Source organism: Alteromonas gracilis, from assembly GCF_002993325.1.
GTDB lineage: Bacteria > Pseudomonadota > Gammaproteobacteria > Enterobacterales > Alteromonadaceae > Alteromonas > Alteromonas gracilis.
In genome coordinates, this window is the sequence record NZ_PVNO01000024.1 from 125,287 (window position 1) to 138,763 (window position 13,477).

Annotated in this window: 13 protein-coding genes; 6 read left to right on the plus strand and 7 right to left on the minus strand. The window is 45.8% G+C overall.

Going from position 1 to position 13,477, the window contains the following annotated elements:
- Window positions 1–98 precede the first annotated feature (98 nt).
- From C6Y39_RS07650 to C6Y39_RS07675, 6 genes are all read left to right on the plus strand, one after another.
- Entirely contained in the window at window positions 99–842 is a 744-nt protein-coding gene (locus C6Y39_RS07650; RefSeq protein WP_105930848.1) for a thermostable hemolysin, read from the plus strand.
- Window positions 832–2,346, plus strand: a complete 1,515-nt coding sequence (locus tag C6Y39_RS07655) for an AMP-binding protein (RefSeq protein WP_105930690.1) — start codon at window positions 832–834, stop codon at window positions 2,344–2,346. Before C6Y39_RS07650 ends, C6Y39_RS07655 begins: the two co-directional genes overlap by 11 nt.
- Window positions 2,347–2,349: 3 nt before the next feature.
- Window positions 2,350–3,021: an iron-containing redox enzyme family protein gene (locus C6Y39_RS07660; RefSeq protein WP_105930691.1), complete on the plus strand. Its 672-nt coding sequence runs from the start codon at window positions 2,350–2,352 to the stop codon at window positions 3,019–3,021.
- Between the two features lie 65 nt (window positions 3,022–3,086).
- A complete protein-coding gene (locus tag C6Y39_RS07665; protein WP_105930692.1) occupies window positions 3,087–3,932 on the plus strand; it encodes an SDR family oxidoreductase in 846 nt (281 codons plus the stop codon).
- A gap of 15 nt (window positions 3,933–3,947) precedes the next feature.
- Window positions 3,948–4,649 carry a tetratricopeptide repeat protein gene (locus C6Y39_RS07670; protein ID WP_105930693.1) on the plus strand — a complete coding sequence of 234 codons (702 nt, stop codon included), beginning with the start codon at window positions 3,948–3,950 and terminating at the stop codon, window positions 4,647–4,649.
- Window positions 4,650–4,814: 165 nt separating this feature from the next.
- On the plus strand, window positions 4,815–5,981 hold the full coding sequence (locus C6Y39_RS07675; RefSeq protein WP_105930694.1) for a hydroxymethylglutaryl-CoA reductase: 1,167 nt from the start codon (window positions 4,815–4,817) through the stop codon (window positions 5,979–5,981).
- A gap of 85 nt (window positions 5,982–6,066) precedes the next feature.
- On the opposite strand, the gene C6Y39_RS07680 is transcribed toward C6Y39_RS07675, so the two are convergent.
- The 7 genes from C6Y39_RS07680 to recO all read right to left on the minus strand — a co-directional run bounded on the left by C6Y39_RS07680 (window position 6,067) and on the right by recO (window position 13,431).
- The gene (locus tag C6Y39_RS07680) at window positions 6,067–6,435 is read right to left on the minus strand and encodes a YbaN family protein (protein ID WP_105930695.1); all 369 of its coding nucleotides are present in this window, start codon (window positions 6,433–6,435) and stop codon (window positions 6,067–6,069) included.
- Between the two features lie 275 nt (window positions 6,436–6,710).
- The gene (gene mazG / locus C6Y39_RS07685) at window positions 6,711–7,598 is read right to left on the minus strand and encodes a nucleoside triphosphate pyrophosphohydrolase (protein WP_105930696.1); all 888 of its coding nucleotides are present in this window, start codon (window positions 7,596–7,598) and stop codon (window positions 6,711–6,713) included.
- Window positions 7,576–9,759, minus strand: coding sequence for a GTP diphosphokinase (relA, locus tag C6Y39_RS07690; protein WP_105930697.1), 2,184 nt, complete (start codon window positions 9,757–9,759; stop codon window positions 7,576–7,578). The genes mazG and relA overlap by 23 nt, the downstream gene beginning before the upstream one ends.
- A 12-nt stretch (window positions 9,760–9,771) precedes the next feature.
- Window positions 9,772–11,232, minus strand: coding sequence for a 23S rRNA (uracil(1939)-C(5))-methyltransferase RlmD (rlmD, locus tag C6Y39_RS07695; protein ID WP_105930698.1), 1,461 nt, complete (start codon window positions 11,230–11,232; stop codon window positions 9,772–9,774).
- Window positions 11,233–11,382: 150 nt separating this feature from the next.
- A complete protein-coding gene (gene acpS, locus C6Y39_RS07700; protein ID WP_105930699.1) occupies window positions 11,383–11,763 on the minus strand; it encodes a holo-ACP synthase in 381 nt (126 codons plus the stop codon).
- A gap of 17 nt (window positions 11,764–11,780) precedes the next feature.
- Complete coding sequence (pdxJ, locus tag C6Y39_RS07705; protein ID WP_105930849.1) at window positions 11,781–12,518, minus strand: pyridoxine 5'-phosphate synthase; 738 nt, start codon at window positions 12,516–12,518, stop codon at window positions 11,781–11,783.
- Between the two features lie 199 nt (window positions 12,519–12,717).
- Complete coding sequence (recO, locus tag C6Y39_RS07710; protein ID WP_105930700.1) at window positions 12,718–13,431, minus strand: DNA repair protein RecO; 714 nt, start codon at window positions 13,429–13,431, stop codon at window positions 12,718–12,720.
- Window positions 13,432–13,477 lie beyond the last annotated feature (46 nt).

The window sequence follows — 13,477 nt, forward strand, 5'->3', positions numbered from 1 at the left end:
GTTCTTAACTTCAACCTTTATAAAAATTTTTCACACTTAAGGTTCTCTTAAGGTCTCGCGTTAATACTTATAACATCGCAAAACCAATGAGCATGTTTATGAGTTACGTTTTAGCTTCTGTTCCAGTTCAGGTTGCTGGTAAGCAATCTGCGATTGTCTCAAAGGAAAAGCCCGCTATAACCTTTATCGCGGCAAAACATGGACATAATGCCCGTCGCCGCATTGAAGCGTTTATAGCAAGTGGTTTTAAAGCTCGCTACAACGCACGAGTGACTTCTTTTATGCCTATGCTGTTTGCTATTGAAGCTGATGGAGTTAAAGCCGCCGCAGGCGCAAGATTTGCCGCATATGATGGTGAGTATAATTCTCTTTTTATAGAGCAATACCTTAACACTTCGGTAGAAACTGCCCTCACCTTACAAGGGATAACCGTAAACAGAGCGCATATTGCTGAAGTTGGTAACCTTTTTAGCAGTGCATCGCGCTATACCCTCCCCTTATTATTTGCCCTGTTCTTCGTTTTAAAACGATGTGGTAGCAAATACCTGGTTTTCAGTGCGACTTCACAACTCACCGCTTTACTCTTGGGCGCGGGTATTCAGCTCCTCCCCCTTGTTAGAGCTGATGTATCAAAACTTAAAGGAAATAGCGATGACTGGGGTACCTACTATGATACCGCGCCTCAGGTTACTGCCTTGTCGCTAAATCACGTAACCCAACACATCATTGGATGCCCTGAACTAAATGCTCATTACCAAAGAGCAATTGAGCTTATTTCCGAAAATGTGGATGCGTTGCCGCAAAGTATGTGCACCAAGAAGGAAACGGCGTATGTTGCTTAATCAGTATATAAATGGGCACGATGATGATATTGCGCTGAAGTGCAATGACAGTTCAATGACTTACCGCGCCCTTTTCAGCGCCGTCGAGAACCTCGCAAGCTGGATAACTCACCACAAAGCCGAGAGGATAGGCATTGCCTTTGACAATAGTTTTGCATGGGTGATTGCTGATTTAGCCTGCCAACAGGTTGATGTCTGCTGTGTTCCCGTTCCACTATTTTTTAGCGCTTCCCAACAAGAACATGTATTGGATGAGAGCCAGTGTCACTTTTTGTTGACCAATAGCGGTGGCGAACTAAGTGAATGGAGTGAGTCTCCGACAGTTATTGATAGCGAAAACGACATTGTCGCTCATCCGCTCAAACATGACGCTCGTGTATGTATGCCTTTAGGTACTAACAAAATAACCTTTACTTCGGGCTCTACGGGTTCACCGAAAGGCGTGTGCCTGTCAACTGAATCGCAATGGAAGGTTGCCCATTCTATTGAGCGTGCTGTTCAACCAGAAATAGTGAACCACCTGTGTTTACTGCCATTGTCTACCCTACTTGAGAATATTGCCGGCGTTTACGCCCCTCTATACCACGGCGGCACGGTTTATTTAGCCACAGCATCTGAGCGCGGATTTCAAGGGAGCAAACTCGTCAACCCAAATGCACTGCTGTCACTGATAGACCGCGTTCAACCAACGTCTGTTATCTTGGTTCCCGACTTGCTCATGGTGCTAGTACAGGCATGTAACCAGGGCTGGACACCGCCTTCATCACTAATGTTCATTGCTGTTGGCGGTGCGCATGTATCGCCCGCTTTGCTGGCGCAAGCTCAAGCGAAGGGACTACCAGTATTTGAAGGTTATGGCTTATCTGAAGCGGTATCAGTATCAACATTGAACACGCCCAATTGCAATACGATGGGCAGTGCCGGAAAAACGCTAGGTCATAATCAACTGCACATCGAAGAGGGTGAAATTGTAGTAACAGGTAACCACTTTCTGGGCTATCTGAATCAACCTTCCTCATTTTATCCGACCCAGGTCAGAACCGGCGATTTAGGCTTTTTTTCTGACAACACACTCACGCTTAGTGGGCGTATAAAGAACATAATGGTGAACAGCTTTGGTAGAAATGTATCGCCGGAGTGGATTGAATCATTGTTACTGGGAACAGGACTGTTTAGGCAAGCTTTAGTGTATTGCGAAGCTAGACCCTACTGTGTTGCGCTCCTCGTACCCGCTTCCAATACTATTTCTACTACACAAATTCAAAGCGCCGTTGCACTTATCAATAAGCAGTTACCTGACTATGCGCAAGTTGTTAGTTTCGCCACCATCGGTCTTTGCACGCCAGAAAACCAATTGCTTACCCCAACGGGAAAACTGAAACGTGACGCAATAATTACCCGCTACGCGACTGACTTAGACAAGCTCTACCAGAGCCAAGACCAACACCTGTACAGCGCTCAAAGCACAATACCATCTTCTTCTCAATTTGTTATCAAGGAATAATTTATGGATTTCTATCAGCAACTTCAAAGCAACACCGAGCATGCCAGAGAGACATTCTTACAGGCGCCGATTATACAACGCTGCTTTAACGGTGATTTTAACCTAAACGACTATATTGCCTTTCTTCAACAGGCCTATCATCACGTTAAGTTTACTGTTCCACTGCTTATGGCTACAGGTGCCAAACTCAACGAAGATAAGGAATGGCTAAGAGAAGCAATTGGTGAATACATTGAAGAAGAAATGGGTCACCAGGAGTGGATCCTTAACGACCTTGCAGCCTGTGGCGTTGATAAAGAAAAGGCGAGGAATAGTCAGCCTGCACCCGCCACCGAATTAATGGTTGCCTATGCTTTTGATGCAATAGCACGCAAAAGCCCACTGTATTTCTTCGGCATGGTATTCGTTTTAGAGGGCACAAGTATTGCGCTTGCCGACGCCGCTGCAAAACAAATCAAAGACAAATTATCACTGCCTAAATCAGCGTTTAAATACCTTACCTCTCACGGTGCGCTAGACCAAGAGCACATTGTTTTCTTTGAAGGGCTTATGAACAAAATTACCGACCCCAAAGAGCAACAAATGATCATTCACAGCGCGAACATGTTTTATCGCTTATACGGAGATATCTTTCGCGAATTAACACCCGAACACGGCTTGGAACAGGTTGCTTGAATTCAAGGGTGTACCTCTGGTGCTTATCTCCTGAGGTAAACGGCTAACACGTTAAGGTAAATACAATGAATATTGAGTGGCGTAATCAAGTGGTGCTTCTTACAGGTGCTACTGGCGGTATTGGTAAAGCAATAGCCAAGGCGCTTGATGAAAAAGGCGCGCACATTATCCTAACTGGCAGAAGTAAGGCGAAGCTCGAACAGCTGCAACAAAATTTAACCCTTCATCATACCGCCGTTGTGGCTGACATTACATCAGATGAAGGCAGAGATAGAGTAGTAAGTGCCTGCCAACGACTTCCTTTAAGTATTCTGGTTAACAATGCCGGCATTACCTATGTTGGCGAGTTTGAGGGCACCCCTATCGAGTCGATTGTGTCGACAAATATGCTGGCACCCATGCTACTAACCCAACGCCTGCTGCCGTTACTAGAACGTAGACCGTCTGCGCACATTGTGAATGTAGGCTCTGCTTTTGGAGGTATCGGTTTTGCTGCGCACGGAACCTACTGCGCAACTAAATTCGCGTTGAAAGGCTGGACGGAAGCCATGCACAGAGAATTCAGCGATAGCAAAATCAAATTTCATTATCTAGCGCCACGTGCAACGCGCACCGACATAAACGACCAACGCGCTATTGCGCTAAACGACGCATTAGGCAACCAGACAGACGAACCTGATGCAGTAGCAAAAGCATTTATTAAACAGTTAGAAAACAATTTGCCAAGAGTGGCGCTAGGACGTGCTGAACGCTTTTTTGCCAAACTTAACGCGCTAGTTCCCAGTGTTGTTGACAACGCGTTGGCAAAAAAACTTCCAATAATTAAACGCTATGCCTTTCAAAAATCGCAATCACAAGACAAACAAACCAGCGCTCAAAACGATACCCGCCTGGGTAATAAGCTGATTTAACACGAGGACATTACTATGAAGAAATTAACCACGCTTAGCACCACGGTAATTCTAGGACTCGGTCTGGCATTAAGTCATACGGCTATGGCTCAAGCTAACGAGGTCACAGAAAGTACAGCGCCGACATCAGCCCTAAGTGAAACAGCAACCACCCCGTTAAAGACACTTCAGCATCAGTGGGCACATATTAACTATGAACTTGATGATGCAGAAAAGGAAAAAGCATTCGTCGCCCTTATTAATACCGCTAAATCTTTCGTTAAGGCAGAACCCAACAACCCTGAACTATTGATTTGGCAAGGCATAATTCAATCCAGTACAGCCGGTGCCAAGGGCGGACTTGGTGCTCTGGACTACGCAAAGGATGCGCGTAAGAGTTTTGAACAAGCAATGCGATTGGACGAAAACGCACTCTCTGGCTCTGCGATGACCAGTCTAGGCGTGCTGTACCATAAGCTTCCGGGCTGGCCTATTAGTTTCGGTAGCGACAAAAAAGCTGAAAAATTGCTAAAGCATGCGCTTGAAATAAACCCTGACGGAATAGATCCTAACTATTTCTACGCAGAGTATTTATTCGATAACGGTAAATATGACGAAGCCCTTAAATTCGCCAAAAAGGCACAGGTCGCTCCAAGTCGTGCAGATCGACCTATTGCAGACTTAGGTCGCAAAAAAGAAATCGCTTTATTGGAAGCAAAAATAGCGAGAAAAAGTTAGTTGGCAGAGCCTAACTTTTCCAGATATTAGTGATAGAAAGGTGTATTAGACACCTTTCTTCGCTTAATTCATTTACATAGGCTGCATTTATCTTAATGTATAAATTGTAAACAGTGTTCATCTGATACCAGGGCTCCTATTATGAAATAAAAAAGGAGTGGCCTAATGCCTAAAATCCCACGCTCTTCAGACAACGACTATACCCATGACATGAGCCAGACCCGCCGTGAGTTTATCGCCCGCGAGACAGGCACTCAGTTAAACCACTTAGGACACTATTCAATCCCGCCTGAAACCTTATCGGGCAACATAGAAAACTTTGCCGGCGTTGCACAGGTACCTATTGGCTTTGCAGGCCCAATGTTGGTAAATGGAGAGCATGCTAAGGGCGAATTTTACGTTCCCATGGCTACAACAGAAGGTACGCTAACAGCTAGCTACAGCAGAGGTATGCGTTTAACAAGGGAAGCAGGCGGTATTACTACGACGGTTATTGACGATGCTATGCAGCGAGCACCTTTGTTTGCGTTTAGCAATGCCAGAGAGGCTTTAGCCTTTGGTAAGTGGGTAGAGCAAAATTTCAGTGCAATTAAACAAGCCTGTGATAGCACCACCAGCGTGGGAAGATTAAGAGATATTGAGCAGTATGCGGCCTCTAAACTTCGCTGGCTAAGATTCAACTTTACCTGCGGCGATGCTGCTGGTCAGAACATGGTAAGTAAAGCCACAAAAGCGGGTTGCGAGTGGATACAAGCAAACTATCCAAACGCTATCGACCATTTCGTACTGGCCGCAAACCTTGATACCGATAAAAAACATTCTCACCTTAATTCCTTGCGCACCCGAGGAAAACGGGTGGTGGCTGAAGTTACGCTGCCAAAAAAACTGATGACAGAAATAATGCACTGCCCGCCTGAGGCATTGTTTAAACAGCGCCAATATTCAAATATGGGCGCACTGATGGCAGGTAGCGTTAACAATGGTGCGCATTTCGCTAACGGTATTACCGCCATGTTTATCGCTTGTGGGCAAGACGTTGCCAATGTGGCTGAGTCGTCAGCGGGCTTTACCTACGCTGAAATAACGCCAAACGGCGACTATTACTTTTCGGTCACTATTCCGTCGTTAATCGTTGCCACGTATGGCGGTGGTACGGGCCTGGCAACCCAAAACGAATGTTTAAGTGTGCTTGGCTGCACCGAAAGAGGCAGCGTAAATAAGTTTGCTGAAATTGTTGCTGCGACCGTATTGTGCGGCGATTTATCTTTGGGTTCTGCTGTGGTGGCCGATGAATGGGTAAGTAGTCACGAACGACTTGGTAGAAATCGCTAGACGTTTTGAGTGTATCAAAAAGCTTATGCCTTCAAATAAGGCAAAGACTTCTCAAAATAAGCGTAACTGAATGCGCTTGAAGAAACTAAATAGCGGGAAGACTGGGGCGTGTAACCACAAAGTACGCGCCTACTCCCATAAACACACCAATACCTATGTAGGCAGGAATGGGCATAGATGCAAACAGGCAAACAAAAATAAAGCTTAAAAGCATACTACAGCAGGCAATGCATTTTACCTTTTTCGATATTGCACCATGCTTTCGCCATGCAACAAGACCTGGGCCGTATTTGGGATGCTGAATTAACCAGTTTTCGAGGCGCGGTGAGGATTTCGTAAAACAAAAAAGCGCACCTATCAAAAATACCGTGGTTGGCATTACCGGTAAGAATGCTCCAACAATGCCTAGAAGGGTAAAAAACAACCCGAGTGATAAATACAGTACTTTTTTCATGAGATACTAACGCCCAATACAGTCCAACTCCTTGGTAAGTGCTTTTGAAGAACACTGGTTAAACACCCTTCCAATGTGCCATTTTTATACACAGATTTTAGACAAAACGGATCTACATGGCCTTGTCGTAAATCAAACCTACATTATAAACATAAGCCAAAATGGGAAAGTTTCCATCTACATTGGTCTAATCCATAGGCCATTCGTTTTCTGATAAGCAAATATGGTAGAAAGTTATTTAACGAGGAGTGTTTGTAGACTCCATAACGAGCTCTTCACTTAGAACGAGACGACTTTTTAACCTGCTGCCATAGCGATTCCATTTCATAGAGGCTCAGTGCGTCGAGTTTTTCACCTCTCTGAGCTGCGAGGCGCTCTACTCCCTTAAATCGGTTAGCAAATTTATTACTCGCATTTCGAAGTGCAGTGTCGGCATCCACCTTGCAGTGCCTTGCCAGATTAACCATGGCAAAGAGTGCATCACCAATTTCCTCTTCAATAGCTTGTTGGTTATCGGGCACGCCACTGTTTAAAGGTGCAACACCAGTATCCAGTGCCTCTTGTGTTCGCTGTTTGAAATCCAGTTCTTGCTGAATCTCTTCCACTTCCTCACGTACTTTATCTATAACGGGAGCAGCATCAGGCCAATCAAAGCCTACTTTTGCACAGGCTTTTTGCAGCTTTTGTGCGTACATCAGTGCTGGCATTCCTGACGGAACATTATCTAAAACACTGTTATTACCAGTTTGTTTAGCGCGTCTTTCTTCAGCCTTAATTGATTCCCATTGTTCGTTCAGCGCGGTCTCATTTAAACCATTATTGCTATTGGCACTATCACCAAAAACATGAGGGTGACGACGCACCAGCTTGTCGCTAATACTCTGCGCCACATCGTCAAAAGAAAACGCTTTAGATTCTCTGGCTATCTGCGCGTAGAACACCACTTGAAACAGCAAGTCACCCAACTCATCCTTAATATCGCGCATATCACCAGTGGCAATAGCATCAGCCACTTCGTAGGCTTCTTCTATGGTGTAACGAGTGAGACTTTCCATGGTTTGTTTCACATCCCACGGGCACCCAGATTGGGGGTCGCGCAGCTGTTCCATAATTTCAAGCAGCCGCTGCATTTCGCTAAGCTTAGCTTTGTTTGCGTTTTGCATCAGTCACGCCTTTGAGCTGTCGCAATCGAGTGAGCACTTTTGATACCGTGTCGAGATCATGAACTTCTATCGAAATAGTGATTAGCGCCGTTTGTCTGTTTTTGTCACTTAAGCTGTTTACACCTAATAACGGGACGTTTTCGTTAGCCAACACCGTAGTGATGTCGCGCAACAGCCCTGTTCTATCATGACAAAATATATCAATGCCTGTCTCAAAGCCCACTTTCAGCTCTTCAGACCAATTTACTTCTATCTGACGCTCAGGGTGCTGAGATAACAAGTGCTGCAACTGGTCGCAATTTTCTTTATGAACGCTTACACCGCGACCTTGCGTGATATAACCCAATATTGCTTCGCCGGGCACCGGCTTACAGCAATTCGCCAGCTGGCTCATTAGGTGACCCACTCCCTGCACTATCACCGCATCTTTCTTACCTGTGCCAGCCGCGGTTTTTCTGGTTTTAACCTTCGGGCTTATCTCGGGCTCTGGGGCTGGCGGCTCCTGCAAATGGTGAATAAAGTTAATCACCTGCATAACGCGCACATCGCCAGCGCCTACCGCAGTATATAAGTCATCAAGAGTTTGTAAGTTAAACTTCTCAAATGCCTCATTAGGTACTTTAGCTGACAAATGGGCGCGGTGAAGCTCCCGCTCTAACAGCTCTTTACCAGCGGCAAGGTTTTTATCCCTGTCCTGTTTTTTAAAATACGAATGAATGGTGGCACGGGCCCGTGAGGAGTGCACATAGCCAAGGCCTGGGTGCATCCAATCCCGACTTGGGTTTGGTTCTTTGCCGGTGAGAACTTCTATCTGGTCCCCACTTTGCAGCAAGTAAGTAAACGGTACGATACGCCCATTCACTTTTGCGCCAATGCAGCGATGACCTACATTACTGTGAATGTAATACGCAAAATCAAGCGGCGTAGCGCCTTGGGGAAGGTCAATAACGTCGCCTTTTGGTGTGAACACGTACACTCTATCGTCAAACACCTGACTACGAAGCTCTTCAACCAAATCACCCGATTCGGCCACTTCTTCTTGCCATGCAAGTATACGACGAAGCCAATTTATGCGCTCGTCATAGCCTGACTGCTTGCCCGTGCTACCTTCTTTATACTTCCAGTGCGCAGCCACACCAAGCTCTGCATCCTGATGCATTTTCTGTGTGCGAATTTGAATCTCGACCGACTTCCCTTCAGGCCCCACAATAACCGTATGAATTGATTGGTAGCCATTGGGCTTAGGTGTTGCAATATAATCGTCAAACTCGTTGGGTAAATGCTTGTAACTAGCGTGAACGGTACCTAGCGCTGCGTAACAGTCTTGTAATCGCTCGGCAATAATACGCACTGCACGAATATCAAAAAGCTGTTCAAACGTAAGGCGCTTTTTCTGCATTTTTTTCCAAATGCTGAAAATATGCTTAGGGCGACCATAAACCTCGGCGCGGATCTCTTCGCTATCAAGCAAAGCTTGCAGATCGTCTACAATAGTATCTATATATTCGGCGCGTTCTCTGCGCTTGCCGTCAAGCTGCTGCGCAATTTGTTTATAAGTAATAGGATGCAAATAACGGAAAGCAAGATCTTCAAGCTCCCACTTAAGCTGACCTATGCCTAAACGGTTTGCCAAGGGTGCATATATACTAGCGCACTCCCGTGCCACCATGACGCGGGTTTCTTCGTCGGCTTTTTTAACCTGTTGTAGTGCGCAAATACGCTCGGCCATTTTTATTACAACGGCGCGCACGTCTTCTACCATCGCAAGCAGCATGCGACGAATGCTGTCTATGTGCTGTTCATCTGATTTCTGAGCAAAGCCAGAGCCATTTACTTTACGAGCGTGTAACGACTTTATGGCATCCATGCGGCGAACACCAACAATGAGGTCGCGAATCTCGCCGCCAAACTCTTCATATATGTCGTCTTCGCTCAACGCATGCTGTTCGCAATAAGGAAAAACCAGAGCGGCCTGCAGCGTCGCATCATCCATATTAAGTTGGCACAAAATCTCAACCATTTCCTGACCAACCAATAGTCGCTCAGGCATGGAGGACACCGCACTTAGCTTTTCTTTTGTTTCTGCACTTAGTTCAAGGCTGTCTAACCACGCTTCAAAGGGCGGCCGGTCGGCTTCGTGGACCTTTCTTGTAGATACCATATCCTTTACTCGTTACTGCTGCTTTCGCGTAAACAAGGCCATCATTTCCATGTGATGGGTGAAGGGGAACATTTCTGCTACGCCCGCTTTTTCCATTTCATAACCTCCGTCTATCAACACCTTTGCATCTCTTGTAAACGTACTTGGATTGCAAGAAACATACACTATCGTTTTTGGTAGTGCTTTTACAAGCGCATGACAAACAGTCAACGCCCCTTCTCGTGAGGGGTCTAGCAATACCTTATCTACGCCTTGATGCAATGAGGCCTCGACGTTGGTCTTATCGGCTAAATCTAAATGCAGCCACTCAACATTTTCAATGCCCTGCTGCTGTGCATTGTCTTTAGCTCGGCGCACCATTTCGGCCACACCCTCAATCGCTTGAACCTTTGCACCTCGTTTAGCAATGGGTAAGGTAAAATTACCCAGCCCGCTAAACCAATCAGCTACACGCTCGTCGGGCTGAGGACTTAGCCAGTCTATTGCTTGGTTAATCATTTTTTCATTAACCACTTTATTTATTTGAATAAAATCGTTAGCACTGGGGGAAATTGAACAACCATTTACCGTATTCATAACAATATCAGTATGCTTACCCACACTGCGAATTTGCCCTTGCTTATTCTCAAGTTTTAATTCGATATCATGGTCGCTAACAGAGGAATTTTCGCTCACCAATGCGCTCACCGCATCAATAAGCTCAGCCTCAAGGGCTTTGGTGTGTTTAATAACAAGGTGTGAGGTATTATCACCTGCTACAAGGCTAACATGCCCAATGTGACGAGAGGACTCAAACCCTGTCAACGCGTCTCGCAACGGACCTATAATTGTAGATAGCGGGTCGACCAATATAGGGCATGTTTCCACATTGATAACATTATTGCTATTCGCTTCGCGGAAGCCCAACTTAATTTGATTAGGGTTACGGGCATCTATGGCCAGCCTTGCTTTCCTTCGATATTGAGGGCGAGGCCCCTCTAGAGGTGCTTGCCAAACGTGTGGCTTCATTGCAAGGTGACGTTCCATCATCACTTTAAGGGCAAGGTCACGTTGCGCAAGGGCAGCGTCGGGTTTTATGTGCTGTAGCTGGCACCCGCCACATGCATCAAACACAGGGCAAAAAGGTACTTGTCTCGCTTCACTGGGCGTGTGAACTTTTTTCGCTTTGGCGTTTATGACTTTCTTTTTACTAGATAACACCTCTATATCGCAGGTTTCTCCTACAAGGGCGCCTTCCACAAACACCATGGGGTTACCGCGCGAAACGCCATTACCCATCCAATCTAAATCATCAATGGTAACCGTATCTATTACTTGGTTTGTGCTGAAATTGGTTGTTTTCTTATCCTTCCCAAACCGCAGACCAGCGACCTGCGCATTTGCACTAACACTTCCTCTTTTTGAAGCACTGCTTTGAGTACGAGACGCTTTATCTTTTTGCTTACTGCGCGACTGTTTGAAAAGGTTTGCCAAGTGAGACTCCCGTTCCCTTTTTGTATAAATGGTTTTTGCTAGGCCTTTCAACCTTCATAAGAATCTGCCGTCGATGCTTTCTAAAAAATATTAATAAGAAAAGTAAGCACTGTTGGCTAACGTGTTGCATCCCTCAAAGGAAGCCCATGGTTACGCTGTCTCTAGTATAACGGTGGCAACGGCGTAATGCTGCTCATCTGAGATACTAATTACACTTCGTGTTATGCCTCGCGCTTCACATATTGATGCAAATTCACCAGAAAAATGTAATTCTGGTGCACCTAGGTCGTTATTGCGCACTTCAATATGTTGCCAGCTGACACCGTTGCCAATACCAGTGCCTAGCGCTTTAACCGCCGCTTCTTTTGCCGCAAAACGTTTGGCTAAAAAGCGCACCGGCGTGCTGTGCTCACTGAACTGCTTCAGTTCAGCAGCCGTAAGCACACGCTTGGCCAAACGTTCATTGACACCGTCGCCTTTTCCAAGGCGTGCAATTTCCACTATATCCGTACCCAATCCAGCGATAGCCACAGTTTGTTTTACCTTTGTTAAATACCTGCTCGAGCTTCAAGCATGAGCTTACGCATATCGGCAACGGCAGTGTGAAGGCCATCAAACGCCGCGCGCGCAATAATGGCGTGACCAATGTTTAGTTCGATTAGCTGCGGAATAGCCGCGATAGGTTTAACGTTATGATAGTGCAGGCCATGGCCCGCATTCACTTTCAGCCCTAAACTGTCGGCGTACTCAATCCCCTCTACTAAACGAGCGAGTTCTTTGTGCTGCTCTTCTTCGCTGGTGGCTTCTGCGTATTGCCCTGTATGAATTTCGATATAAGGCGCGTTACATGCCGCTGCCGCGTCAATTTGCGCTTTATCTGCATCAATAAATAACGACACCAGAATGTTTGCATTAGCGAGTCTTTCACAGGCGGCTTTGATATTCTGAAAATTGCCCGCTACATCAAGGCCACCTTCAGTGGTTAGTTCTTCTCGCTTTTCAGGTACTAAGCAGCAAAAAACGGGTTTAACTTCCTCTGCAATAGCAAGCATTTCATCGGTGACCGCCATTTCTAAATTCAGCCGAGTATTGATGGTCTGCGCTAAAATACGTACGTCGCGGTCTTTTATATGGCGGCGATCTTCACGTAAATGAACCGTTATGCCGTCTGCGCCCGCACGCTCCGCTATATCAGCGGCATGCACTGGGTCTGGGTAATGTGTACCACGCGCATTGCGAAGCGTTGCGATATGGTCGATGTTAACGCCTAATAAAATCGTGCTCATTTCACCACCTAGCGTAAAAGAACGAAGAAGCACTCTTCGTATCTATCAAGTTGATTTAACGGCGTAATACGCCTTTGTAAGGTTTGAAGATTGTAACAAAGTTTTTGATTTTAGGGGCTGTTTACGCGCTTGAGTTAAGAGAAAATAATTTTTACTAAGATGAACAACCCGTTATCTTGTCCACCCCATACGCACATGCTCAGCGTGGCTTTGGCATAAAGAGTTCACGACTTTTCAGCGGCTTGTCACCAATAAGCGGTTTAAGTAAATCGCGACAAAGTACTTTTGCCACCTTTTTACTAAGGGGGGTAAATTCGCCCTGCGACAAACTGAGTAAGGCTTGGCCAGGTAACCCCCGCATTCCTCTTGCGCCTGCCGCATCCTCTGGCAATCTAATAAATCCAGCATCCATCTGAAAATGGTAGCTTCCGCTTTCCACTATAGGCATCTCGTATTCCACGTCCGTAGTGAAATCGGGCAACAGACCCATTTCATCAAGCAATGCAAACTCAAACTGCCTTAAGGTAACTTCTATATCGTTTTCATCACGCAATGATAACAGTGCATTTTCATATGCGTTGTGCACACCATCGCTGGCAAGACCTGCAGGCATTATGCGGTTAGTTAATTCATTGACATACATGGCACAAAATAAGGCGGTGCCCGCAAGGTTGATGGAGGGAGAAACACTTTCAACGTGCCGCAAGTTTTTTAGCTCTGATTTACCACTAAGCTGCAAACGAAGGTGTTGAAAAGGTTGGAGCAGACTTTTTTTATCTGACTTACTGTTTTTTACGCCTTTCGCAACCGCACTTATCCGCCCTTCTTCCAACGTGAAAAAATCAACAATATAGCTGGTTTCCCTGTAGGGGCGTCTATGTAACACATAGGCATTTAACCATTCATTATTCATTGTTTCTCACTGTGTTTTATCGGCATACGATGTTGCTACCCGTAGC

Coding starts and splice junctions, on each gene's coding strand:
- relA (WP_105930697.1), bottom strand. CDS start 9,759: ATGGTATCTACAAGAAAGGTCCACGAAGCCGACCGGCCGCCCTTTGAA.
- C6Y39_RS07660 (WP_105930691.1), top strand. CDS start 2,350: ATGGATTTCTATCAGCAACTTCAAAGCAACACCGAGCATGCCAGAGAG.
- C6Y39_RS07675 (WP_105930694.1), top strand. CDS start 4,815: ATGCCTAAAATCCCACGCTCTTCAGACAACGACTATACCCATGACATG.
- C6Y39_RS07680 (WP_105930695.1), bottom strand. CDS start 6,435: ATGAAAAAAGTACTGTATTTATCACTCGGGTTGTTTTTTACCCTTCTA.
- C6Y39_RS07670 (WP_105930693.1), top strand. CDS start 3,948: ATGAAGAAATTAACCACGCTTAGCACCACGGTAATTCTAGGACTCGGT.
- mazG (WP_105930696.1), bottom strand. CDS start 7,598: ATGCAAAACGCAAACAAAGCTAAGCTTAGCGAAATGCAGCGGCTGCTT.
- C6Y39_RS07665 (WP_105930692.1), top strand. CDS start 3,087: ATGAATATTGAGTGGCGTAATCAAGTGGTGCTTCTTACAGGTGCTACT.
- C6Y39_RS07655 (WP_105930690.1), top strand. CDS start 832: ATGTTGCTTAATCAGTATATAAATGGGCACGATGATGATATTGCGCTG.
- pdxJ (WP_105930849.1), bottom strand. CDS start 12,518: ATGAGCACGATTTTATTAGGCGTTAACATCGACCATATCGCAACGCTT.
- recO (WP_105930700.1), bottom strand. CDS start 13,431: ATGAATAATGAATGGTTAAATGCCTATGTGTTACATAGACGCCCCTAC.
- C6Y39_RS07650 (WP_105930848.1), top strand. CDS start 99: ATGAGTTACGTTTTAGCTTCTGTTCCAGTTCAGGTTGCTGGTAAGCAA.